The 24,165-nt window shown below is 55.8% G+C and carries 20 protein-coding genes, 1 tRNA gene, 2 pseudogenes and 1 riboswitch; of the genes and pseudogenes, 13 read left to right on the forward strand and 10 right to left on the reverse strand.

Going from position 1 to position 24,165, the window contains the following annotated elements; translation table 11 throughout:
• Nucleotides 1-173 (reverse strand): annotated as a pseudogene (locus tag JO226_RS00210) (4,5-DOPA dioxygenase extradiol); the annotation flags it as partial.
• 273 nt (nucleotides 174-446) lie between these two features.
• Nucleotides 447-725: a hypothetical protein gene (locus JO226_RS00215; protein ID WP_293471605.1), complete on the reverse strand. Its 279-nt coding sequence runs from the start codon at nucleotides 723-725 to the stop codon at nucleotides 447-449.
• Between JO226_RS00215 and JO226_RS00220 the strand changes: the two genes are divergently transcribed.
• The 4 genes from JO226_RS00220 to JO226_RS00235 all read left to right on the forward strand — a co-directional run bounded on the left by JO226_RS00220 (nucleotide 724) and on the right by JO226_RS00235 (nucleotide 5,721).
• Nucleotides 724-1,302 carry a fimbrial-like protein gene (locus JO226_RS00220; protein WP_293471607.1) on the forward strand — a complete coding sequence of 193 codons (579 nt, stop codon included), beginning with the start codon at nucleotides 724-726 and terminating at the stop codon, nucleotides 1,300-1,302. The genes JO226_RS00215 and JO226_RS00220 overlap by 2 nt on opposite strands.
• A 93-nt stretch (nucleotides 1,303-1,395) precedes the next feature.
• Nucleotides 1,396-3,918 carry a fimbria/pilus outer membrane usher protein gene (locus JO226_RS00225; RefSeq protein ID WP_293471609.1) on the forward strand — a complete coding sequence of 841 codons (2,523 nt, stop codon included), beginning with the start codon at nucleotides 1,396-1,398 and terminating at the stop codon, nucleotides 3,916-3,918.
• A 15-nt stretch (nucleotides 3,919-3,933) separates the two neighbouring features.
• On the forward strand, nucleotides 3,934-4,668 hold the full coding sequence (locus JO226_RS00230; RefSeq protein WP_293471611.1) for a molecular chaperone: 735 nt from the start codon (nucleotides 3,934-3,936) through the stop codon (nucleotides 4,666-4,668).
• Nucleotides 4,669-4,671: 3 nt separating this feature from the next.
• Complete coding sequence (locus JO226_RS00235) at nucleotides 4,672-5,721, forward strand: pilus assembly protein (RefSeq protein WP_293471613.1); 1,050 nt, start codon at nucleotides 4,672-4,674, stop codon at nucleotides 5,719-5,721.
• A 58-nt stretch (nucleotides 5,722-5,779) separates the two neighbouring features.
• Here the strand turns inward: JO226_RS00235 and ribB are convergent, their stop codons facing one another.
• A complete protein-coding gene (gene ribB / locus JO226_RS00240) occupies nucleotides 5,780-6,433 on the reverse strand; it encodes a 3,4-dihydroxy-2-butanone-4-phosphate synthase (RefSeq protein ID WP_293471615.1) in 654 nt (217 codons plus the stop codon).
• A gap of 106 nt (nucleotides 6,434-6,539) precedes the next feature.
• Nucleotides 6,540-6,689: riboswitch (FMN riboswitch) on the reverse strand.
• 131 nt (nucleotides 6,690-6,820) lie between these two features.
• On the opposite strand from ribB, the gene JO226_RS00245 reads away from it, so the two are divergent.
• Nucleotides 6,821-7,084 (forward strand): accessory factor UbiK family protein, encoded by a 264-nt coding sequence (locus JO226_RS00245; protein ID WP_293471617.1) that lies wholly within the window; start codon nucleotides 6,821-6,823, stop codon nucleotides 7,082-7,084.
• 52 nt (nucleotides 7,085-7,136) lie between these two features.
• On the opposite strand, the gene hldE is transcribed toward JO226_RS00245, so the two are convergent.
• From hldE to JO226_RS00260, 3 genes and pseudogenes are all read right to left on the reverse strand, one after another.
• Nucleotides 7,137-8,570 carry a bifunctional D-glycero-beta-D-manno-heptose-7-phosphate kinase/D-glycero-beta-D-manno-heptose 1-phosphate adenylyltransferase HldE gene (gene hldE, locus JO226_RS00250; RefSeq protein ID WP_293471619.1) on the reverse strand — a complete coding sequence of 478 codons (1,434 nt, stop codon included), beginning with the start codon at nucleotides 8,568-8,570 and terminating at the stop codon, nucleotides 7,137-7,139.
• Nucleotides 8,571-8,617: 47 nt separating this feature from the next.
• The gene (glnE, locus tag JO226_RS00255; protein WP_293471621.1) at nucleotides 8,618-11,458 is read right to left on the reverse strand and encodes a bifunctional [glutamate--ammonia ligase]-adenylyl-L-tyrosine phosphorylase/[glutamate--ammonia-ligase] adenylyltransferase; all 2,841 of its coding nucleotides are present in this window, start codon (nucleotides 11,456-11,458) and stop codon (nucleotides 8,618-8,620) included.
• Between the two features lie 27 nt (nucleotides 11,459-11,485).
• Nucleotides 11,486-12,391 (reverse strand): annotated as a pseudogene (locus JO226_RS00260) (inorganic triphosphatase); the annotation flags it as partial.
• Between the two features lie 199 nt (nucleotides 12,392-12,590).
• Between JO226_RS00260 and JO226_RS00265 the strand changes: the two are divergent.
• Nucleotides 12,591-13,211: a TIGR04211 family SH3 domain-containing protein gene (locus tag JO226_RS00265; protein ID WP_293471623.1), complete on the forward strand. Its 621-nt coding sequence runs from the start codon at nucleotides 12,591-12,593 to the stop codon at nucleotides 13,209-13,211.
• A 74-nt stretch (nucleotides 13,212-13,285) separates the two neighbouring features.
• On the forward strand, nucleotides 13,286-14,524 hold the full coding sequence (locus JO226_RS00270) for a multifunctional CCA addition/repair protein (RefSeq protein ID WP_293471624.1): 1,239 nt from the start codon (nucleotides 13,286-13,288) through the stop codon (nucleotides 14,522-14,524).
• Here JO226_RS00270 and bacA read toward each other — a convergent pair.
• Complete coding sequence (bacA, locus tag JO226_RS00275) at nucleotides 14,517-15,338, reverse strand: undecaprenyl-diphosphate phosphatase (RefSeq protein ID WP_293471625.1); 822 nt, start codon at nucleotides 15,336-15,338, stop codon at nucleotides 14,517-14,519. The two genes, JO226_RS00270 and bacA, sit on opposite strands and share 8 nt — an antisense overlap.
• A 90-nt stretch (nucleotides 15,339-15,428) precedes the next feature.
• The gene (gene folB, locus JO226_RS00280) at nucleotides 15,429-15,797 is read right to left on the reverse strand and encodes a bifunctional dihydroneopterin aldolase/7,8-dihydroneopterin epimerase (RefSeq protein WP_293471627.1); all 369 of its coding nucleotides are present in this window, start codon (nucleotides 15,795-15,797) and stop codon (nucleotides 15,429-15,431) included.
• Nucleotides 15,798-15,904: 107 nt separating this feature from the next.
• Between folB and plsY the strand changes: the two genes are divergently transcribed.
• Nucleotides 15,905-16,534 carry a glycerol-3-phosphate 1-O-acyltransferase PlsY gene (gene plsY / locus JO226_RS00285; RefSeq protein ID WP_293471629.1) on the forward strand — a complete coding sequence of 210 codons (630 nt, stop codon included), beginning with the start codon at nucleotides 15,905-15,907 and terminating at the stop codon, nucleotides 16,532-16,534.
• Between the two features lies 1 nt (nucleotide 16,535).
• On the opposite strand, the gene tsaD is transcribed toward plsY, so the two are convergent.
• Nucleotides 16,536-17,549 (reverse strand): tRNA (adenosine(37)-N6)-threonylcarbamoyltransferase complex transferase subunit TsaD, encoded by a 1,014-nt coding sequence (gene tsaD, locus JO226_RS00290; RefSeq protein ID WP_293471631.1) that lies wholly within the window; start codon nucleotides 17,547-17,549, stop codon nucleotides 16,536-16,538.
• 226 nt (nucleotides 17,550-17,775) lie between these two features.
• Here tsaD and rpsU point away from each other — a divergent pair, with 226 nt between their 5' ends.
• The 3 genes from rpsU to rpoD all read left to right on the forward strand — a co-directional run bounded on the left by rpsU (nucleotide 17,776) and on the right by rpoD (nucleotide 21,855).
• Complete coding sequence (gene rpsU / locus JO226_RS00295) at nucleotides 17,776-17,991, forward strand: 30S ribosomal protein S21 (protein WP_001144069.1); 216 nt, start codon at nucleotides 17,776-17,778, stop codon at nucleotides 17,989-17,991.
• A gap of 113 nt (nucleotides 17,992-18,104) precedes the next feature.
• Nucleotides 18,105-19,850, forward strand: a complete 1,746-nt coding sequence (gene dnaG / locus JO226_RS00300) for a DNA primase (protein ID WP_293471642.1) — start codon at nucleotides 18,105-18,107, stop codon at nucleotides 19,848-19,850.
• A gap of 154 nt (nucleotides 19,851-20,004) precedes the next feature.
• Nucleotides 20,005-21,855, forward strand: a complete 1,851-nt coding sequence (gene rpoD / locus JO226_RS00305; protein WP_293471644.1) for an RNA polymerase sigma factor RpoD — start codon at nucleotides 20,005-20,007, stop codon at nucleotides 21,853-21,855.
• 55 nt (nucleotides 21,856-21,910) lie between these two features.
• On the opposite strand, the gene mug is transcribed toward rpoD, so the two are convergent.
• Complete coding sequence (gene mug, locus JO226_RS00310) at nucleotides 21,911-22,417, reverse strand: G/U mismatch-specific DNA glycosylase (protein ID WP_293471646.1); 507 nt, start codon at nucleotides 22,415-22,417, stop codon at nucleotides 21,911-21,913.
• A gap of 126 nt (nucleotides 22,418-22,543) precedes the next feature.
• Between mug and JO226_RS00315 the strand changes: the two genes are divergently transcribed.
• A tRNA-Ile gene (locus JO226_RS00315) sits at nucleotides 22,544-22,619 on the forward strand.
• A gap of 755 nt (nucleotides 22,620-23,374) precedes the next feature.
• A complete protein-coding gene (locus tag JO226_RS00320; protein WP_293471647.1) occupies nucleotides 23,375-24,163 on the forward strand; it encodes an ABC transporter permease in 789 nt (262 codons plus the stop codon).
• The last annotated feature ends 2 nt before the right edge of the window (nucleotides 24,164-24,165 follow it).

Genomic DNA, 24,165 nt, shown 5'->3' on the forward strand with positions numbered 1-24,165 from the left:
GCCGTCACCCCGGTGCCGTGCGTAAACCAGTGCGCAGAAACGGCCACAATCGCTTTCGGACGCGGCAATGTATCGCCGAGATGACGCCAGGCGCGGGTATAAACGTTATCTTCCAGTACGTTCATCGGGCTACCGTGGCCGACAAACAGTGCGGGCATACGAGGAGCAGACATAAGGATTTCCTTACAAGAGGTATCAGATTCTTGGCACCAGATTACGCCCTTTCCAGTGCAGAGAAACTCGGATAACCGTGATGGAGATCATCAGTAAATTTGAATATTAGATTATTTTTCGAACAATGGTTGTGACGCCATGCGCCACAAGCGAAAAAAATCACTGGCCCGACCCATAGATTTCATTCATGAATTTAATAAAACGGAAATTTTTGCAACACAGCCATCACTAAATAAATATTAATTAAATATTTAAAGTAAAAAACTGTGAACTCAATTTCGCGCCGCAATCCCCGCATAGCGCCCTCCCGGCTTATTGTTACACCCATTTTTGCCGTCACGCATAACGTTTTGTTTTTTGATCATATCATCCACCATAAAAATATATGAAGAAAAACTTAAATATGAAGTAAAAAAATCTAACAAATTAATCAGAAATTCGGGTGATATATTCCACCCTGCAATAAATATGACAAGAACTGCCATTCCGGCATGGAATGGTAGCTCTTTACGTGACAACTTAATTTTAAAGTTATAAAGGATTATATACATGTTCAATAAGACATTGCTGGCTGTTGCTACAGCAGCGCTGATGGCTGGCGCTTCATTTAACGCCTCTGCTGATGACACAGCAAACCAGGGTTCAGGCAAAATCACCTTCACCGGCGAAGTGATTAGCGCGCCGTGCTCTATTGCGCCAGGCGATGAAGACCAGACTATCAACCTCGGTGAAGTTGCCGATAGCGTGCTGAACAGTGGACAAAACTCCCTGCCTGTGCCCGTTACCATCCACCTGCAAGATTGTATTCTGAGCACCACTGTCTCAGGTACGACTACCACTATCGATAAAGTGAAAATCACCTTCACCTCTACTGGCGTTGACTCTACCGATACCAGTCTGATGAAAAACAACTACGAAGGTAACGTCGGCGGCGCAACTGGCGTTGGCGTGCGCCTGTTAGATTCCGGCAGCAATAAAGTGGTTCTGGGTACCCCGGTTACTGTCGCGTTCAACACCACCAACGCCTATCAGGAACTGGACTTCCAGGCACGCATGGAATCTCTGGCGAAAGATGCGACCCCGGGTAATGTGAATGCTCAGGCGAACTACGTGCTGGATTATAAATAATCCGCGATTCGTCGATTCCTCCGTAAATAATCCAAAGCCGGTGAAGGATTCATCGGCTTACTGGGCCTTATTTATTAAAAGAAACGGATTTTTATGTGCAAAAGAAAAAACCGCCAACCTAATCAACTGTCCCTTTTAATAAAAAACGCCCTTCGTTCCGCATGCTATATTGCGGTCTTCACGTCACCCGCATTTGCCGTTGAATTTAATACGGATATGATCGACGTAGAAGATCGTTCAAATATCGACATCTCCCAGTTCGAGAAAAAGGGGTATATTCCGCCCGGGAAATATCTGGTTCGAGTTACCGTGAATAAAAATACGTTGCCGCATACATGGACGCTGGAATGGCTCAAAGCCGACAATGAGAGCGGTTCACAGCTGTGCCTGACAAAACAACATCTCACTGAGTTTGGCCTCAACCCGGGCTTTATTGAAAAACTGTCGACCTCAGGGGAGGCCGCGTGTGTCGATCTCAGCCATTATCCTGAACTTGCCATCAATCTGAACAAATCCACGATGGTGCTGACGCTCGCGGTTCCACAGGCATGGATGAAATACCAGGCCAAAAACTGGACGCCGCCGGAATATTGGGACAACGGCATCGCCGGGCTGATTCTGGACTACAACCTTTACGCCAACCAATATAATCCGGATAGCGGTGAAAGTACGCAGAACCTGAGCGCCTACGGTACGCTGGGTTTTAACCTGGGGGCGTGGCGTTTGCGTACGGATTACCAGTACAACGAGTACTTTACCAACGGGCATTCCACCAGCCGTGACAGCAATCTGGCGCGTACCTATCTGTACCGACCGATTCCCTCCCTGTCGTCAAAATTCACGATGGGGCAGTATGACCTGAGTTCCGATTTATACGATACCTTCCACTTTACCGGCGCGTCGCTGGAGAGTGATGACAGCATGCTACCACCGGATTTGCAGGGCTATGCGCCGCAAATCACCGGTATCGCGCAGACCAACGCCAAAGTCACCGTATCCCAAAGCGGCCGTACGCTGTACCAGACGACGGTCGCGCCAGGCCCGTTCACGATTTCGGATTTAGGCCAGACATTCCAGGGACAGCTCGATGTCACCGTGGAAGAAGAGGATGGCCGTAAGAGCACCTTTCAGGTGGGTTCCGCCTCAATTCCATTCCTGACTCGCAAAGGGCAGCTTCGCTATAAAACCTCCATGGGCAAACCGACCTCGGTAGGGCATAACGACATTAATAACCCGTTGTTCTGGACCGGCGAAGCGTCGTGGGGCTGGCTGAACGACGTCTCCCTGTACGGCGGCGGCATGTTTACCGCCGATGATTACCAGGCCGCCACGGCGGGCGTCGGCTTCAACCTCAATGAATACGGTTCGCTCTCTTTCGATGTCACCAGCGCGCAGGCCAACCTGCGTCAGGATAATCACGACACCCAGCGCGGCTACAGCTATCGCGCGAACTACGCTAAACGCTTCGAATCCACCGGCAGCCAGGTCACCTTCGCCGGTTACCGCTTCTCGGATAAAGAATACGTCTCTATGAGTGAGTACCTCTCCTCACGCAATGGCGATGACAGCACGGACAACGAAAAAGAGAGTTATGTCATCTCCTTAAACCAGTATTTCGATGCGCTGGCGCTGAACGCTTATCTTAATATCACCCGCAATACCTATTGGGATAGCAGCAGCAACACCAACTACTCGCTGTCGCTCAGTCGAAACTTTGATCTCGGCGATTTCAAAGGCATCTCCGCATCGCTGGCGATAAGCCGTGTTAACTGGGATAACGATGAAGAGAATCAGTATTATTTCTCCTTATCGCTTCCGTTGCAGCAGAGCCGAAATCTCACCTACAGCATGCAGAAGACCGGCGGTGGCGACACCTCGCAGATGGTCTCTTACTACGACTCGTCGGATCGCAACAACACCTGGAACCTTTCGGCCTCGGCAACACAAGACGATATCCGTGACGGTGAACCGTCGCTGCGCGGCAGCTATCAGCACTACTCGCCGTATGGCCGTCTGAATCTCAATGGCAGTATGCAACCCAATCAGTATCGCTCCATCACCGCAGGCTGGAACGGCTCCTTTACCGCCACCCGCCACGGTATGGCCTTCCACGACTACAGCCCTGGCGATAACGCGCGCATGATGATTGATGCTAACGGCGTCTCCGGCGTCGAAGTGAACTCTAACCGCGCCGTCACTAACGCGATGGGGGTCACCGTCGTTCCCTCGCTATCGAATTACACCACCACCACCCTGCGTGTGAACGCCAACAAACTCCCTGATGGCGTGGATATCGATAATTCCGTGATTCGCACCACCCTGACCCAGGGCGCGATTGGCTACGCCAAACTGAATGCCACCACCGGCTATCAGATTGTCGGTGTGGTCCGCATGCAGGACGGTCACTTCCCACCGCTTGGGGTGAGTGTCATCGATAAGACATCGGGCAAAGAGGTCGGGTTGGTCGCAGAAGAGGGCTTTGTCTACCTCAGCGGCGTTCAGGAAAACAGCACGCTGCAGTTGAGCTGGGCGAACACGGTGTGTGAGGTCACCCCGCCCAACCAAAGCAACATTGGCGATAAAGCCATTATTTTGCCATGCAAAACAGTACATTAATTCAGGATGAACACTATGAAACACGCAGTAATCACAAAAGGACTTTTATGCCTGCTCGGGGTGTGCGGCATCGCCCACGCCACCGTTTCTCCCGACAAAACGCGCATCGTGTTCAACGCGTCCGATAAAAGCGTTTCCGTGCGCTTAACCAACCAGAGCAAAACGGAACCTTATCTGGCGCAGTCGTGGATTGAAGACGTCAACGGCAAAAAAACGCGTGATTATATTTCCCCCCTCCCCCCGATGGTACGCATTGAACCGGACGAACAGGTACAGGTTCGCCTGATGAGCCAGGCCACGCTCGCCCAACTGCCACAGGATCGGGAAACGCTGTTCTACTACAACATGCGCGAAATTCCGCCCAGAGCTGAAGGGAAAAACATTATGCAAATTGCGATGCAAAGCCGTCTGAAGCTGTTTTTCCGCCCGAAAGCGATCGGGCTCAAAGAAGGACAGTTTATTCCGCTGGAAAAAGTCACTGTCTCGCGTACCGCCAGCGGGATTTCGCTCAACAACCCGACGCCTTACCACATCACGGTCGGCTACCTCGGCACCAACGGCAAAACGCTGATGCCTGGTGCGGAAAGCATCATGGTGGCGCCATTTGCTCAGGCAAGCGAAAACCTGAAAAACCTGCCTGCGCAGTTCCAGATTGGCTATGTCGGCGATTACGGCGGGCTTGATATGTTCAAGGTGAGCTGTAACTCGGTGCAGGCGGTCTGTCAGAGCACACCGGCAAAGAAGGGGTAAACCATGCTGAAGATGATTCGCCTGCTGGCGGCGCTGGCGTTCTTTTGTCACTTTTCTGCTTTTGCGGTGGATTGCTATCAAAACGCGAAAGGTGGAGCAACCGCCATGACGGCAACACTCCCTACCTTTACGATACCGGCCAATACTCCTCCAGGACAAAAAGTGTGGGAAAGCCCGGATATCAACGTGACGGTCTATTGCGACAACGCTTCCGGATGGTCTCAAAACAACCAGACGGAAGATATCTTTGCCTGGATAAAACTCGCTGCCTTCAACAGTGATGATGTACTTAATAACCCATATCTGACCTTTGGCGTAACCTATAACGGCGTCGACCATGAAATCAATGGCGAAGGCATTGATACCCGAGCTTGTCTGGATAAATATGAGCCCTATTACGCCGGAATCTGGCACGACCCTGTCTGTAACGGCAGCACACTGCAAAAAGACATCACGTTCAATGCGCGCTTTCGCCTGTACGTCAAACTGAAAGCAATGCCGACGACCGACATCACCTGGGATTTGGGCAAAGTAAACGTGCTGCAGTTTGACGGTGAGGGCGGCGCTAACCTGTTAAGCAACGCCAAAAACCTGCGCTACTACATTGACGGTCTGGATCACATCGATTTTCTCGACTGCTCTGTCGACATCCGTATTTACCCGGAAAACCAGATTGTCGATTTCGGCCAGGTGTTCGAAAACTCGATTCCCACCCGCCCCAGCCAGGCGCCGTTTAGCGTCTCCACCATCCGGGACGCCAGCGCAGGTTGTACGGAGCAGTTCGACGTTTCCACCAGTTTCTATACCGATGATACGCTCTATGACAGTAAGCATCTGGATATGAACAACGGGTTGCTGATGCGCATCACCGATAAAACCACGGGCGGCGATATTGACTATAACCAGTACCAGACGTTCGCCACCTACATCCCCGGCCAGGCGGCAGCGACCGTCACTCACGATTACATCGCAGAGTTAACGAGAAAACCCGGCAGCACGCTGACCATGGGGCCATTTAGCAAAGACGTGATCGTCAAAATAAACTATCACTAGACGCAAAAAGCCGGGAATGTCCCGGCTTTCTTTATAGCGCGTGCGATTATAACGCCGCTTAGCTGGCCTTACGTTCATGCTTTTGGCGGTAAGTCACCAGGTCTTCAATCGTCACCACCGGCATATTGTGCTGACGGGCAAACGCGATGCACTGCGGCGCGCGCGCCATGGTGCCGTCGTCGTTGGTCAGCTCACACAGCACACCCGCAGGTTTGAAACCGGCAAGCGTCACCAGGTCGATAGTCGCTTCGGTGTGGCCGCCGCGGGTCAATACGCCGCCCGCCTGCGCACGCAACGGGAAAACGTGGCCAGGACGGTGCAGGTCTGACGGCTTCGCGCCATCGGCAATGGCGGCGCGTACCGTCGTGATACGGTCAGCGGCGGAAACGCCGGTCGTCACGCCGTGGGCGGCTTCAATCGTGACGGTGAACCCCGTACCGAACGCACTGGTGTTGTTTTCCACCATCATCGGCAGCTCAAGCTGCTTGCGACGGTCTTCGGTGATACACAGGCACACGATACCGCTACCGTGACGGATAGTCAGCGCCATCTGCTCAACGGTCATGTTTTCAGCGGCGAAAATCATATCGCCTTCATTTTCACGGTTTTCATCGTCAAGCACCATCACGCCGCGACCTTCGCGAAGTGCGTCTAATGCGTGTTCTACACGTTCAAAAGCAGTGCCAAAAGAGGAAAGTAGCGTCTGATTCATGGTAAAAAAACCTCATTAACATTATGGTTACCAGAATCAGGGCAGTCTTAGGAGCGCCGTTAAGCGGCTAAAAAAATAACGCGAGCGGGCCGTTGCCCGACTGAATCGTTACTCTCTCCCATCCGGACTTTAACCGTCGGCCCCGGAATTTCACCGGATCTGCTGACCTTTGAGTCGAAACCCAAAGCGCTCGCGGGCTTTCAGCGTTCACTGATTTACCGCCGGTGGGGAATTTCGCCCCGCCCTGAGAATAAGCGAGATAACTATAACGCTAATGACTATCTCCGGCAATGGCCGTAATGGTACGAACTTCAAACATTTCTGGTTTATAGCCTGTACATAAGGCACTACAATAATCGGTAAAACGAGCAGATCAGAGAAACGATAATGATTGACCCGAAGAAAATTGAGCAGATTGCACGCCAGGTCCACGAGTCGATGCCGAAAGGCCTTCGCGACCTCGGCGACGATGTCGAAAAGAAAATCCGCCAGGTGCTGCAATCTCAACTGACCCGCCTTGACCTGGTGAGTCGTGAAGAGTTCGACGTGCAGACGCAGGTGCTGCTGCGCACCCGTGAAAAGCTGGCGCTGCTCGAACAGCGTCTGAGCGAACTGGAAAGCCGGAGTTCAACCTCCGGGGAGAAGGAATAACCTGAATCCATAGTGCCCGGCGGCGTTGCGCTTACCGGGCATAAAAGGCAAATTACTTGCCGCTATCCTTCTGAATACGCTTAATGATGTTGGTGGTTGAACAACCATCTTCAAAGTTCAGCACCATCACCTCGCCGCCGTTGGCCCACACCTCTTTGCTGCCCGCGATCTCATCCGGCTTATAGTCGCCGCCTTTTACCAGCAGGTCCGGCAGGATCCCGGCGATCAGACGCTGCGGGGTATCCTCTTCAAAAGAGACCACCCAGTCGACGGATTCCAGCGCCCCGAGCACGATCATGCGCTGGTCGAGCGGGTTAACCGGGCGGGTTTCGCCTTTGAGGCGTTTGGTGGAGGCATCGCTGTTGACCGCCACGATCAGCCGATCGCCCAGCCTGCGCGCATTGGCAAGATAGGAGACGTGCCCGGCGTGCAGAATATCGAATACGCCGTTGGTCATCACCACCTTCTCACCGCGCTTGCGCGCCGCCAGCACCGCCTGCTTGAGCTCCTCTTCGCTCATCACGCCAAAACCGGTATCGGCACGACCGCGCACCGCGTTTTCCAGCTCAACAGGCGAAACGGTGGATGTCCCCAGTTTCCCGACGACCACGCCCGCCGCCGCATTGGCGAAATAGCAGGCTTCTTCCAGGCTGTTTCCCGCCGCCAGGGTCGCGGCCAGCACGCCGATCACTGTATCGCCAGCGCCGGTGACGTCATACACTTCCTGCGCCTGAGTCGGCATATGCAGCGCCGCTTTCCCCGGCTGCAGCAGCGTCATCCCCTGCTCTGAGCGGGTGACCAGTAGCGCGGAGAGTTCGTAATCCGCAATCACCTTCATGCCGCGTTCGACGATTTCCGCTTCGTCTTTGCACTTACCGGCGACCGCTTCGAATTCAGACAAGTTCGGGGTCAGCAGCGTCGCACCGCGATAACGTTCAAAATCAGTGCCTTTCGGGTCGATCAGCACCGGGACGCCCGCGTTGCGCGCCAGCTGGATCATGGTCTGTACGCTGGTCAGCGCGCCCTTGGCGTAGTCCGACAGCACCAGCGCGCCAATGTGGCCCAGCGCCTGCTGAATACGCTCATGCATCGGCTGCGGGTCAACGCCCGCAAAGCCTTCTTCGAAATCCAGACGAATCAACTGCTGGTTACGCGACAGCACGCGCAGCTTGGTGATGGTCGGGTGCGTCGGCACAGAGACAAAGTCACACTTCACGTTGACGTCCGCCAGCGCTTTGCTGAGCGCGCGCGCGGCGTCGTCAATACCGGTCAGACCGACCAGACGAGAGTGAGCGCCAAGCGAGGCGATGTTCATCGCCACGTTAGCCGCGCCGCCAGGGCGTTCTTCAATGGTATCCACTTTGACGACCGGGACGGGCGCTTCCGGCGAAATGCGGCTTGTCGGACCGTACCAGTAGCGATCCAGCATCACATCACCGACCACCATAACACCTGCACGTTCAAACGCTGGCAGCGTAACTTTCATTCCTGACTCCAGAAAGATTCATCAATTGCGCGCGATAATAGCACATTTCAGGGCGTAACCAGCCACTTCTGCCAGCTCGCCGTCACGTGCTGGCGTTCCGCGCTGAAGGCGTCAGGCGACACGTGTCCCGCCTCTTCCTGCAACGCCAGATGGTGCAGCGCGTCGCGAAGCGTGGTGTAGGCGCGGGTCAGCATCAGGGACTCCTGCTCGTCCATAATGTCGTTTTGCGCCAGCAGCTCAAGAATGCGCACATTATCCGACCAGCGGGTCAGCTTCGGCTTATCGTGCGCATAGCGCAGCACCAGATACTGGGTAATGAACTCAATATCGGTGATCCCGCCTTCATCGGCCTTAATGTCGAAACGGTCCCGGTGTTTATTGCCGAGGTGCGCGCGCATTTTCTCGCGCATCTCCCGGACGTCGGTCTGCAATTTGCCGCCGTCGCGCGCCACGGTCATGATGGTGCGACGTATGGCGTCGAACTGGGTTTGCAACTGCGGGTCGCCGTACACGACGCGGGCGCGCACCAGCGCCTGATGCTCCCAGGTCCATGCTTCGTGCTGCTGATAATCGGCAAATGCGTCGGCAGTTGTCACCAGCATACCGGCCGCGCCGGAGGGACGTAAGCGAGCGTCTACTTCGTACAGAATGCCCGAGGAAGTGCGGGTGCTGAACAGGTGAATGATGCGTTGCGCCAGACGTAAGTAGAACTGACGGCCGTCGATTTCCCGCTCGCCGTCGGTCATCACGTCCGCCGGGCAGTCGTGCAAAAACACCAGATCCAGATCCGAGCTGTAGCCCAGTTCCCAGCCGCCGAGTTTGCCGTAACCGACGACGGCGAACCCACGGCCCTGACGTTCGCCCAGATGGCGAGGCTGCCCGTAGCGGGCTACCATCTGCGTCCACGCCAGCTGTACCACCGCGTCGATGATCGCCTCCGCAAGCCAGGTTAAGTGATCGCTCACTTTCATCACCGGCAGCGTTCCGGCGATATCCGCCGCCGCCACGCGCAGCAATTGCGCCTGCTTAAACTGGCGCAGCGCTTCCAGCTGTTGCTCTTCATCTTCTTCCGGCACGCGCAGCAGGTACTGGCGCAGCTCGTCCCGATAGGCGTCCATCGCCGTCGGTTGATAAAGCGTGTTCGGGTCGAGCAGTTCATCGAGCAGCAGCGGGTAGCGCGCAAGCTGGCTTGCCACCATCGGCGACGCGGCGCACAGGCGAATCAGGTGCTTTAACGCCCCCGGAAATTCGCTCAGCAGTTCAAGGTAGGTGGTGCGGGTGATGATGCCGGTCAGCAGCGGCATGATGCGCGCCAGCGGCACTGGCGCATCGTCGCGGCTGCACACTTCGCTCAGCAGGTGCGGCATCAGGGAGTCCAGCACCTGGCGACCACGCGGCCCGATGGTGCGTTTATCCAGCTCTTTACGGAATTCGGCCACCAGAGAGAGCACCTGGCGGCGCGCATCGTCGGTCAGATGCGCCAGTACCGGCGTAGTATCGTCTTCCTGCAACGCGTCCTGCCACAGCTCGCGCCAGTGTTCGGAAAGCTGCTCATCCTGCGAGGCGTCGTCGTCATCGCCGATAAGCTCGTCGAAAATCCGCCGCACCTGCGCCATCTGCGCGGTGAGATGCTCATACATGCCCGCCCAGTCGGCAAAGCCCATGCCCCACGCCAGGCGCGCGCGGTTCAGCGCGTCTTCCGGCAGGGTCTGCGTCTGCTCGTCGTTGATGCTTTGCAGCAGGTTTTCCAGGCGGCGCAGGAACAGGTACGCCTCGCGCAGGTGCCCGGCGTCGCCCTCCGGCAGCAGGTGCAGCGCGTTGATGGCTTCCAGCGTCGGCAGCAGCGAACGTCCCTGCAACGTCGGCTCGCGCCCGCCGCGGATCAACTGGAAGACCTGCACGATAAATTCAATTTCGCGGATCCCGCCCGCGCCCAGTTTGATATTGTCCTTCAGGCCGCGACGGCGCACTTCACGGGAGATCATCCCCTTCATGCTGCGCAGCGACTGGATCACGCTGAAGTCGATATAGCGACGGAACACGAACGGCCGCAGCATCGCCCGCAGCTCGTCCGCATAAGCGCCGTCGTTGTCGCCCATGATTCTGGCTTTTACCATCGCGTAGCGCTCCCAGTCGCGCCCCTGCTCCTGGTAATAATCCTCCAGCGCCGCAAAGCTCAGCACCAGCGGACCGCTGTCGCCAAAGGGACGTAAACGCATATCCACGCGATAGACAAAACCATCCATGGTGGGCTGATCGAGCACTTTGATCAGCCGCTGCCCCATACGGGTAAAGAACTGCGCGTTATCCAACTCACGACGCCCGCCCTGGGTTGAGCCATGCTCGGGCCAGGCGAAAATCAGGTCGATATCGGAGGAAAAGTTAAGCTCGCCGCCGCCGAGCTTGCCCATCCCGAGGATCAGCAGCGGCTGCGCTTCGCCGCGGGCGTTGCAGGGCGTCCCCCACTCCCGGCAGCAGGCGTCATACAGCCAGTCTCGCGCGGCGACAATCAGGGTCTGCGCCAGTTCGCTGAGCTGCTGAAGGCTGCTTTCGGTCGGGTGCAGCGCCAGCGTCTGCGCCCAGGCGATACGCACCATCATATGGCGGCGGAACAGGCGCAGCTCGCGCATCAGGCTGGTTTCATCGCTGACGTCGGCAAGCTTCGCCTGCAGCCATGCGGCGTAATGCTGCCATTCGTCGGCCTGCGGCGGCACCTTCTCCAGCGCCTCCAGCCAGTCAGGATGGGCCGTGAGGCTGTGCTGTACAAACTCGCTAAACGCCAGCACCGCCTGTGCGTCGGCGCTCAGCGTGTGCGGCGTAACATCGTCGGGCAGGCGCTCAACAACCGTCTGCCAGTGCTGCTGTAACTGCGAAGAAAGCGGCGTCATGGGGAAGCCTCGTATGCGTTAGTGTCCTGATACCAACCAGGTCGTGAGCTGCAGCTTCGCCTGAGCGACCTGCGGATTATAGGCGACCGCAGCAGCGTCATCCGCCGCCGTGGCCTGCGTCGCCACCAGCGCAAAACGCTCGCCTGCCTGCGCATCGCGCCGGGCGACAATGGCCTGAATGGCCTGGATGGCCAGCAATACCTGCGCTTTTGCCGCCGCGTTGCCGCGCAGCCATAGCTCTTCATGGTACTGCCAGTGCGCCAGCGCCGCTTCAAGCGCCGCGTTATCGTCGCCGCTGAGGACCGCCGGTTTAACCTGACGCGCCGCATTGCCCTGCGCCAGATGGTAGCCCCGCGCCGCTTTGCTCAGGCTTCCCTGACGCAGCACGCCGAGGCTGAGCAGTTGCGCCGACAGCGCCAGCACGTCGTCAACGTGCCCGCTCAGTAGCTCAAGCTCCAGCTCGCAGATGGGTTCGTGATGCGCGCCCGCGTTGACCTCGCCGAGATCCAGCGCGATTTCGATACGGCTCTCCCCCTGCTGCACCAGCCATTTTTCACGGTGGAAATCGGTGCTAAACAGCGGGTTGACCTGTTCGCTGAGCCCGGCAGGCAGCACGCCGTCGGGCCACACCTCGACAGGCAGCTTCTCCAGCGCCAGCTCAGGCTTGTCCAGCGCGATATTGTATTCCGGACGCTGATGCAGCCCGCCCACCACCCGGCCGGCGATTTTCATCGTCATTTCATACTGACCGTTGTGGCCGCGGATGCGCAGCCCCATGTCATGGCGGCGCAGCCAGCTGTCGGCCGTTTCATAATAAATATTGAGTAGCTGCGCAGGAGGAATATGTTCAGCGCACAGCGTGTTGAGATGCTGGCGTAGCGTCTCAACGCCGTCGTGTCGCACAATAAACTTTAATTCGATTTCCTGATCCATCACTGATTTCTTATGGTTGCGTTGGCGGGATTGCGGGTTGTCGCGAACTTACGCGCATCTTTTTTGTCAGTAGAGTGTATTTCGCGGCAAAAGACCATGCAATCACCTCCTGGAAGATTCCGATTGCCGTAGAATGTCTGGCTTCGTCAGACTGATGCCACTACTATCGTTCCACTTTTATGACAAAAACGATGACCTGATGCCTAAATTACGACTGATTGGATTAACTTTACTTGCGCTTAGCGTTTCCGGACTGGCTCATGCCGAAGAGAAACGTTACGTTTCAGACGAACTGAACACCTGGGTACGCAGCGGTCCAGGTGATAACTATCGCCTTGTCGGCACGGTCAACGCGGGTGAAGAAGTCAGCCTGCTGCAAACTAACGACAGCACCCAGTATGGTCAGGTACGCGACAGCAGCGGCCGCACCTCGTGGATCCCGCTGAAAGAGCTGAGCACCACACCAAGCCTGAAAACCCGCGTGCCGGATCTGGAAAACCAGGTCAAAACCCTGACCGATAAGCTGAACAATATCGACACCACCTGGAACCAGCGCACAGCGGATATGCAGAAAAAAGTCGCGCAGAGCGACGGCGTGATTAATGGCCTGAAGGATGAAAACCAGAAGCTGAAAAACGAGCTGATCGTTGCCCAGAAAAAGGTCAACGCCGCCAACCTGCAGCTTGACGACAAACAGCGCACCATCATCATGCAGTGGTTTATCTACGGCGGCGGCGTGCTCGGCGTCGGCCTGATTCTGGGCCTGGTGCTGCCGCATCTGGTGCCGAGCCGTAAGCGCAAAGACCGCTGGATGAGCTAATTTCGCGTCGCCTTCTCCTCTATACTTTCGTATCATCCCGTTGTGCGGATTATCAGAATGAGAGGGTGTGCAGCGTGAAGCGTTTTTTGGTCGGTGGTGCGGTTCGTGATGCGTTGTTAGGCCTGCCGGTCAAAGACAGAGATTGGGTCGTCGTCGGCGCCACGCCGCAGCAAATGCTCGACGCGGGCTACCAGCAGGTAGGCCGCGATTTTCCTGTTTTTCTGCATCCGGTTAGCCGCGAAGAGTACGCGCTTGCCCGAACCGAACGGAAATCCGGGTCGGGCTATACCGGCTTTACCTGTTATGCCGCCCCCGACGTCACGCTGGAGCAGGACTTACTGCGCCGCGACCTGACTGTCAACGCCCTGGCTCAGGACGACGACGGCACGGTCATCGACCCCTATGGCGGCCAACAGGACCTGCAAAACCGCCTGCTGCGTCACGTCTCCCCGGCATTCAGCGAAGACCCGCTGCGCGTGCTGCGCGTGGCGCGCTTCGCCGCACGTTATGCCCATCTGAGCTTTCGCATTGCCGACGAAACAATGACGCTAATGCGCGACATGACCGCCGCCGGAGAGCTGGCGCACCTGACGCCGGAGCGCGTGTGGAAAGAGACTGAAAGCGCGCTCACCACCCGCAACCCGCAGGTCTATTTTCAGACGCTTCGCGACTGCGGCGCGCTGAAAGTGTTGTTCCCGGAAGTGGATGCGTTGTATGGCGTCCCCGCGCCAGCGAAATGGCACCCGGAAATCGACACCGGTGTGCATACGCTAATGACGCTCACCCAGGCCGCGATGCTGTCACCGGCCGTCGACGTCCGGTTCGCCACGCTGTGCCACGACCTCGGCAAGGGGCTGACGCCAAAAGCGTTCTGGCCGCGCCACCACGGCCACGGCCCGGCGGGCGTTAAGCTGGTTGAACAGCTTTGCGCACGACTGCGGGTGCCCAATGAGATTCGCGACCTGGCAAAGCTTGTCGCCGAATTTCACGATCTGATCCACACCTTTCCGATCCTCAAGCCAGCCACTATCGTGAAGCTGTTTGATTCCATCGACGCCTGGCGCAAGCCGCAGCGCGTGGAGCAAATCGCGCTGACCAGCGAAGCCGACGTGCGCGGGCGCACCGGTTTTGAAGCCTGCGATTACCCGCAGGGACGTTTACTGCGCGAAGCCTGGGAAATGGCGAAAGCGGTACCGACCAAAGCGGTGATCGACGCCGGGTTTAAAGGCGCGGAGGTCCGGGAGGAGTTAACGCGACGGCGCATTCAGGCCGTCGCGCAATGGAAAGACCAGCGTTGTCCGCCGGTTACATAAAGACCGCGTACACCGCCGCCGCCACGATGAAGCGATAAATGGCGAAGGGGATAAAGGTGATGCGTTTGATGATGTGCAGGAACGTTTTAATCGCAAACAGCGCCACGATAAACGCGGTGATAAAGCCGACGGCAAACATCGGGATATCGGCGGTGGTCAGGAACCCTATACTCTTGTAGAGATCCAGCGCCGTGGCGCCCATCATCATCGGTACCGCCAGCAGGAACGAGAACTCCGCCGCCGCATAGCGGCTGACGCCGAGAAGCATCCCGCCCGCAATGGTCGCCCCTGAGCGGGAAAACCCCGGCCACAGCGCCAGACACTGAAAGCAACCAATAAGAAACGCCTGGCCCCAGGTCATGTCGTCCAGTCCTTTCGCCCGCGGCACTTTCGGTTTCAGCACTTCCGCCACAATCAGCAGCACGCCGCCCACCACCAGGGCATACATCACATTAACCGGGTTAAACAGCGCTTTTATCGCATCATGGAGCACCAGCCCCAGCACCACCGCTGGAAACATCGCCAGCAGCACATGAATGAGTGACAGACGCCCCTTGCCTTCGCCCTCATGCACCGGCGGGCGGCCAAAATGAATGCCGATAAGCCCAAACAGGCGACGCCAGAACATCACCACCACGGCCAGAATCGACCCGAGCTGGATAACCACTTCAAACGTCTTGGCCGTTTCGCCTTCAAACCCCAGCAAATGGCCTACGATGATCATGTGCCCGGTACTGGACACCGGTAAAAACTCCGTCAGCCCTTCGACAACACCCAGTATTGCCGCCACCAGCAGCGAATGCATATCACCCATCAAATAAACCCCTAAGAAAGATAAAAAAACCACATGAATGAGTCCGGAGATAAGACCGGTTTACACGATGTTGGTTTAACAATGATGACGTTATTGGTTTTCTTTCAGATTTTGGCCACGCTCGATGATCACCCCGACGTTTGCCGCGCGCGCCACGGCGCCCGGTTTGCTGACCTTAATGCGCACCCACGGTGATGAGAAGCGCGCCAGCAGCAGCGCCGCGACCTCTTCCGCCACACGTTCCACCAGCGCGAAACGCGCGCCTTCGACATGACTGACGACCGCCTCGCTGATATCCGCATAGCTCAGACAGTCGGCGACATCATCGCTACCGGCGGCTTTGCGGTTGTCCCACGCCATTTCGATATCGAACACCAGCTTCTGCTCGATGGTCTGTTCCCAGTCGTAAACACCAATCGTGGTGATGACCGAAAGTTGCTCTATAAATACAATATCCATCACGACCTGCCTGCTTTTTGCCCTGGCCGGATACCACTTCCGGCAAAATATGCGTATTATCCACAAATGCAGAGAATACAGATTCATTTTCAAAACGGAACAGCGTTATGAGTGCAATCGCGCCTGGAATGGTTCTCCTCGCCTACCTTTGCGGCTCAATATCCAGCGCCATTCTGGTCTGCCGCATCGCCGGTCTGCCTGACCCACGCGATAGCGGTTCCGGCAACCCCGGGGCGACCAACGTTTTACGAATTGGCGGCAAAGGAGCAGCCGTAGCGGTACTGATATTCGACATTCTGAAGGGAATGTTGCCGACCTGGGGCGCCTATGCCCTCGGGCTGACGCCCTTTTGGTTGGGCATGGTCGCCATTGCCGCCTGCCTGGGCCACATCTGGCCGGTGTTCTTCGGCTTTCGCGGCGGTAAAGGGGTCGCTACCGCTTTCGGCGCCATTGCGCCCATCGGCTGGGATCTCACTGGCGTCATGGCCGGTACCTGGCTGCTGACCATTCTGCTGAGCGGCTATTCGTCGCTCGGCGCTATCGTCAGCGCCCTGGTGGCGCCGTTTTACGTCTGGTGGTTCAAGCCGCAGTACACCTTTCCGGTGTCGATGCTCTCCTGCCTTATCCTGCTGCGCCATCATGACAATATTCAGCGCTTATGGCGTCGCCAGGAGACGAAGATCTGGTCGAAGCTGAAACGCAAGCCGAAGCCGACGTCCAGCCCTCCCAAAGACTGAATTAAGCCGCAGGCAGCTCCGCCAGCGGCCAGCGCGGACGTACGGTCACGCCAAGATCAGCGCGGGCGCCCGCTTTCAGGCGCACCATCCCGGCATAGGCGATCATCGCGCCATTATCGGTGCAAAACTCAGGACGGGCGTAGAACACCTCGCCGTGGCGTTTTTGCATCATCTCCGCCAGCCTGGCGCGCAGCGTACGGTTGGCGCTAACGCCCCCCGCCATCACCAGGCGTTTAAAACCGGTTTGATCCAGCGCGCGGCGACATTTGATCATCAGCGTATCCACTACCGCATCTTCAAACGCGCGGGCGATGTCGGCGCGGGTTTGCTCGTCGGTGCCGTTGTCGCGAATGGTATTCGCCGCAAAGGTTTTCAGCCCAGAGAAGCTGAAATCCAGCCCCGGACGGTCAGTCATCGGGCGGGGGAACACGAAGCGTCCCGCCGTGCCCTGCGAGGCAAGCTTAGAAAGCATCGGGCCGCCGGGGTAATCAAGACCCAGTAGCTTCGCCGTTTTATCGAAGGCTTCACCGGCCGCATCGTCAATCGATTCACCCAGCAGTTCGTACTCGCCAATCCCGGTGACGCTAATCAGTTGGGTATGACCGCCGGACACCAGCAGCGCCACAAACGGGTATTCCGGCGGATTATCTTCCAGCATCGGCGCCAGCAGGTGGCCTTCCATATGGTGAACCGGAATCGCCGGGACGTTCCAGGCGAACGCCAGCGAGCGTCCGACGGTCGCGCCGACCAACAGCGCGCCAACCAGACCCGGGCCTGCGGTATACGCCACGGCATCGATATCTTTGGCGCTCAGCCCCGCTTCTTTTAACGCCGCCTGAATCAGCGGGACGGTCTTGCGAACATGGTCGCGGGAGGCCAGCTCCGGCACCACGCCGCCGTAGTCAGCATGTAATTTCACCTGACTATACAGTTGGTTGGCTAAAAGCCCTTGTGCATCGTCGTAAATCGCAATGCCGGTTTCATCGCAGGATGTTTCGATTCCCAGTACACGCATGGTTCGTTTTACCTCGTTTCAATACCGCGCAGTGTAGGGCGAATGCGGATGGATGTATACCCTGGGACCCGACTTCATGTATACTCTGCTCCCTTACAAAAGTCCCGTTCAAAGACGGCATTGGTGCTTTACAAAGCAACAGTAGTTGCAGTAAAATTCCGCACCATTTTGAAATAAGCTGGCGTTGATGCCAGCGGCAAACCGAATTTATAAAGGTGAGAGTTACATGCCGGTAATTAAAGTACGTGAAAACGAGCCGTTCGACGTAGCACTGCGTCGCTTCAAGCGTTCCTGCGAGAAAGCAGGTGTTCTGGCTGAAGTTCGTCGTCGTGAGTTCTATGAAAAACCGACTACCGAACGTAAGCGCGCTAAAGCTTCTGCTGTGAAACGTCACGCGAAGAAACTGGCTCGCGAAAACGCACGCCGCACTCGTCTGTACTAATCTGTTGAGGGCATCAGTCCTCAATTCAGACTGAGTTCTAGCTGTAAAGGCCGTGCTTCCGGAAGGAATGCGCGGCTTATTTTCGTTTACGAGTCATCAAAAAACAGGGGCTTATGGCCGGACGTATTCCACGTGTTTTTATCAATGACCTGCTGGCGAGAACCGATATCGTCGATCTGATCGACGCGCGGGTGAAGCTAAAAAAACAGGGCAAAAACTGGCACGCGTGTTGTCCCTTCCATAACGAAAAAACTCCCTCGTTCACCGTCAACGGTGAAAAACAGTTTTACCACTGCTTCGGCTGCGGTGCGCACGGCAACGCCATCGACTTTCTGATGAACTACGACAAGCTCGAGTTCGTCGAAACTGTCGAAGAGCTGGCGGCCATGCACAACCTCGACGTGCCGTTTGAAGCAGGTAGCGGACCCAGCCAGATAGAGCGCCATCAGCGGCAAAATCTCTATCAACTGATGGATGGTCTGAATGCGTTTTACCAACAATCCCTGAATCACCCTGCCGCCGAACCGGCGCGTCAGTACCTGACAAAGCGCGGTTTAAGCAGCGAGGTCATATCCCGATTCGCGATCGGCTATGCCCCGCCCGGCTGGGATAACGTATTAAAGCGTTTTGGCGCCAACCCCGAAAACCGCCAGTCATTGATTGATGCGGGCATGTTGGTGACCAACGATCAGGGACGCAGTTACGACCGTTTCCGCGAGCGGGTGATGTTCCCCATTCGCGATAAACGTGGCCGGGTGATTGGGTTTGGCGGTCGCGTGCTGGGCGATGCCCTGCCGAAATACCTCAACTCTCCGGAAACGGACATTTTCCATAAGGGCCGCCAGTTGTATGGCCTTTATGAAGCGCAGCAGGCGATAGCAGAACCGCAGCGGCTGTTGGTGGTCGAAGGCTATATGGATGTGGTGGCGCTGGCGCAGTACGACATTAACTATGCCGTCGCATCGCTGGGGACCTCTACGACCGCTGACCACATCCAGCTGTTGTTCAGGGTGACCAATAACGTCATCTGCTGCTATGACGGCGACCGCGCCGGACGAGAAGCCGCCTGGCGAGCGCTGGAAACCGCATTACCGTACATGACGGACGGGCGCCAGCTACGCTTTATGTTTCTGCCTGACGGCGAAGACCCGGATACGCTGGTGCGTAAAGAGGGCAAGGCGGCGTTCGAAGCGCGGATGGAGCAGGCTCAGCCGCTCTCCACGTTTTTGTTTAACAGCCTGATGCCGCAGGTTGATTTGAGTACCCCGGACGGGCGCGCGCAGTTGAGTACGCTGGCGCTGCCGCTTATCGGCCAGGTGCCGGGTGAAACGTTGCGCATTTATTTGCGCCAGGAGCTGGGGAACAAACTGGGCATTCTCGACGACGCGCAGCTTGAACGTTTAATGCCAAAGCTGGCGGAAAACAGCACGCCCCGCCCCGTTCCACAGCTAAAACGCACAACCATGCGTATACTGATAGGGTTACTGGTGCAAAACCCGGAGCTGGCCGCTCTGGTACCTCCGCTGACCGGTCTTGACCCGGAAAAAATGGCGGGCCTGACCCTGTTTAGCGAGCTGGTGAATTCCTGCTTAGCGCAGCCGGGCCTGACAACCGGGCAGTTGCTGGAGCAGTACCGCGGTACAAAAGCGGCCGCGACCCTTGAAAAATTGTCGATGTGGGACGATATAGCAGATAAAGAGATTGCTGAGAAAACGTTCACCGACTCGCTCAATCATATGTTTGATTCGATGCTTGAACTGCGACAGGAAGAGCTCATCGCCCGCGATCGCACACATGGTTTGAGCAACGAAGAACGCCGGGAACTCTGGACCATTAGCCAGGAACTGGCCAAAAAGTGAATTTAACGGCTTAAGTGCCGAATATCGATCGGGAAGCCCCCGACAGCCGCATGAGGCGCAGCGGCATAAATATAAATTAGCCCTCGTTTTAAAAGTTGGCGGTTCGTTTCGCCGACCGACACCAATCAAACGAATTAAGTGTGGATACCGTCTTATGGAGCAAAACCCGCAGTCACAGCTTAAGCTTCTTGTCACCCGTGGTAAGGAGCAAGGCTATCTGACCTATGCCGAGGTCAATGACCATCTGCCGGAAGATATCGTCGACTCCGATCAGATCGAAGACATCATCCAAATGATCAACGACATGGGCATTCAGGTGATGGAAGAAGCACCGGATGCCGATGACCTGCTGCTCGCTGAAACATCAAACAACACGGACGAAGATGCGGAAGAAGCTGCCGCACAGGTGCTTTCCAGCGTTGAATCTGAAATCGGGCGCACCACCGACCCGGTACGCATGTATATGCGTGAAATGGGCACCGTTGAACTGCTGACCCGCGAAGGCGAAATCGATATCGCCAAACGTATTGAAGATGGCATCAACCAGGTACAGTGCTCCGTTGCCGAATACCCGGAAGCGATCACCTACCTGCTTGAGCAGTATGACCGCGTTGAAGCGGCTGAAGCTCGTCTTTCCGACCTGATCACCGGTTTTGTCGATCCGAACGCCGAAGAAGACATGGCGCCTACCGCCACGCACGTCGGCTCCGAACTGTCTCAGGAAGAGATGGATGACGACGATGAAGAAGATGAAGACGAAGACGGCGACAGCGATTCCAGCGACGACGACAACAGCATCGATCCGGAACTGGCCCGCGAGAAATTCGCCGAGCTGCGCACCCAGTATGAAGTGACGCGAGACACCATCAAAGCCAAAGGCCGCAGCCACGCTGTTGCTCAGGAAGAGATCCTGAAGCTTTCCGAGGTGTTCAAGCAGTTCCGTCTGGTGCCGAAACAGTTCGATTATCTGGTCAACAGCATGCGTACCATGATGGAGCGCGTTCGTATTCAGGAACGTATCATCATGAAGTTGTGCGTTGAGCAGTGCAAAATGCCGAAGAAAAACTTCATCACCCTGTTCACCGGTAACGAGACCAGCGAAACCTGGTTCAACGCGGCCGTGGCGATGAACAAGCCGTGGTCTGAAAAACTGAACGACGTGAAAGAAGACGTTCAGCGCGGTCTGCAAAAACTGCAGCAGATTGAAGAAGAGACCGGCCTGACCATTGAGCAGGTTAAAGACATCAACCGTCGTATGTCCATCGGCGAAGCGAAAGCCCGCCGTGCGAAGAAAGAGATGGTGGAAGCGAACCTGCGTCTGGTTATTTCTATCGCCAAGAAATACACCAACCGCGGTCTGCAATTCCTCGACCTGATTCAGGAAGGCAACATCGGCCTGATGAAAGCGGTTGATAAGTTCGAATACCGTCGCGGCTATAAGTTCTCCACCTACGCAACCTGGTGGATCCGCCAGGCGATTACCCGTTCTATCGCAGACCAGGCGCGCACCATCCGTATTCCGGTGCATATGATTGAGACCATCAACAAGCTCAACCGTATCTCCCGCCAGATGCTGCAGGAAATGGGCCGCGAGCCGACGCCGGAAGAGCTGGCCGAGCGCATGCTGATGCCGGAAGACAAGATCCGTAAAGTGCTGAAAATCGCCAAAGAGCCTATCTCCATGGAAACGCCGATCGGCGACGATGAAGATTCGCATCTGGGAGACTTCATCGAGGATACCACCCTCGAGCTGCCGCTGGATTCTGCGACCACCGAAAGCCTGCGTGCGGCGACGCACGATGTGCTGGCGGGTCTCACTGCCCGTGAAGCGAAAGTCCTGCGTATGCGTTTCGGTATCGATATGAACACCGATCACACGCTGGAAGAAGTGGGTAAACAGTTTGACGTTACCCGCGAGCGTATCCGTCAGATCGAAGCGAAGGCGCTGCGTAAACTGCGCCACCCGAGCCGCTCTGAAGTGCTGCGTAGCTTCCTGGACGACTAAGGTCTTAAAAAAGCAAAAGCTCCCTTCGGGGAGCTTTTTTATGCCCGCAGAAAAACTACAGCCCTCTCACCGCCAGCGCCTCATCCAGCTCCTGATAAGCCGCTACCAGGCTCTCCAGCGACGCGCGGTTTAGACCGCTGGGGTTCGGCAGCACCCAGACCTGCGTTGCGCCGATGGCCACCTGCTGTTTTCCCCACTGCGCGCCGCGCTGACTGAACGCCTGCTCAAACGCCTGCTTGCCCAGCACCGCCAGCGCCGCAGGTTGGTAGTCCTCTATTTTCTTAATCAGCCCCCGCCCGCCGCTACGCAGCTCATGCAGCGCGACCTCGCTCGCCTGCACCGTCGGTCGCTCCACCAGCATGGTTATTCCGCAGCGGGTATCCAGCAAATGCTGCTCCTCTTCCGGCTTCAGCTGTCGGTCGGTAAACCCGGCCTGGTGAATGACCTTCCAGAAGCGGTTCCCCGGATGTGCAAAATGAAAGCCAGTGTGTGCCGAAGACTTGCCCGGGTTGATACCGCAGAACACCACCCGCAGCCCCGAGGTCAGGATATCGTGGATCATGACAGTTCCTGTTTTGATTACGCGTGCGGTGAGTATAAAGGATTGAAAACACATTGTTTATAAAAACAGCAACCATGCGCTTTACGCTGGATTGCTTGCAGTAGTTCCATTATAATTCCTCGCCACGGCCCCTTAGCTCAGTGGTTAGAGCAGGCGACTCATAATCGCTTGGTCGTTGGTTCAAACCCAACAGGGGCCACCAAATAAAACAAGGAGTTAGATGAGAAATCGTCTGACTCCTTTTTCTTTGGATGCAATTTGGGTCAGGTAAGGAATTACCTCCCTGATCTCTTCATCTCGCTACAGTCATCCCCGGATAGTGCTTTGCTACGATAGCATTCATCTTTTTTTTGTCCGGTCATCGCTTAAAAGTGATGTACGAGGTGCCTTTCTGAAAGTAACGAATTCTCAAAAACGCATTCTCACCTGCTTCTTTAAATGAACTCATCGGATATGTTTCATCAATAAGGTACTAACAGGAAACACCCTCAGGTGGTTTCATTTGAAGTTATCCTGCGATTTTAAAATTAAACAAAAATACCGATTTCACACCATGATGCCTACTGTAAAATATACACTTGTGATTAAAAATAAATATCCACAAGTCGTGGCACTCAGAAACAAATAAAAATATTTTAGACATCAAAAAAAACAAATCCTAAATAATTATGAAATTCTTAATCGACATGTTTTCGGTTAAAAATTGCATAGTTTGTGCGGTAGCTATGTCTAAAAAACAACCACATTACATTGAAGTTACAGCAAAAAAATTCAAAATTAAACATTTCAGAACAATGACGCGCAAGTTTCATAATGACAGCGTGATTGTTCTTACAGTCATGCAATAAACAAATTCATGATGACAGGCACTCCATACTCGATTCCCGACCACACTATTACGGGTTATAGACAACCTATTATTTTCAGTCGGGATGGCTAATTTCTTTAACTGAACTTATGATTGCACAAACATCACGTAGCTCGCTAACTGTATTAAGGGATGTCACCTTTGGTCTGTTGATGCGCGAATTAAAAACGCGCTTTGGTACCTATCGCATGGGCTATGCATGGGTAATTCTTGACCCCTTAATCGCAATCTCCGTTTTTTGTATTATTTTCGGTGTCCGCCAGCGCCATGGATTCGGTGGTGCAGAAGCCCCGGTTTTTATTGCATCAGGTTATCTGCCCTTTCTGATGTTTCAAAATTCGGTATCACGACTACAATCCGCCGTCTCCGGCAACCGGGGGCTGTTTTGCTATCGCCAGGTGACGCCCTTTGCCACCCTCTTCTCACGACTTGTCCTGGAGATCATGGTGGGGGTGCTGGTGGCAGTGGTGCTGATCACCGGAATGTTATGGCTCGGTTTTGATGTGCTGCCTGCCGATCCGCTGGCCGTTCTGGCAGGCTATTTCCTGCTGATGATGTTGAGCTTTGCGGTGGGGATGATCTTCTGCATTCTTGCCACCCTGGTCAAAGAGGCCGATAAAATCCTCCCCCTTTTGATGCGCCCCATGTTGTTTATTTCTGCGGTGTTTTTTCCGCTGGCGAGTGTGCCCCAGGATTACCAGCATCTGCTGTTGTGGAACCCGGTGGTTCATGCCCTGGAGCTGATCCGCACCGGCTGGATCAGCGACTTTCGGACCGCCGGGGGAAGCTGGTCATACCTTGCAGGTTTTACCCTTATTACACTGACGCTTGCGGCAAGCGCCTATCGTCTCAGCCGCCACCGTCTGGTTGCCAGCTAAAC

Origin of the sequence: Pluralibacter sp., assembly GCF_019237635.1 — a bacterium.
Classification (GTDB): Bacteria; Pseudomonadota; Gammaproteobacteria; order Enterobacterales; family Enterobacteriaceae; genus Enterobacter_B.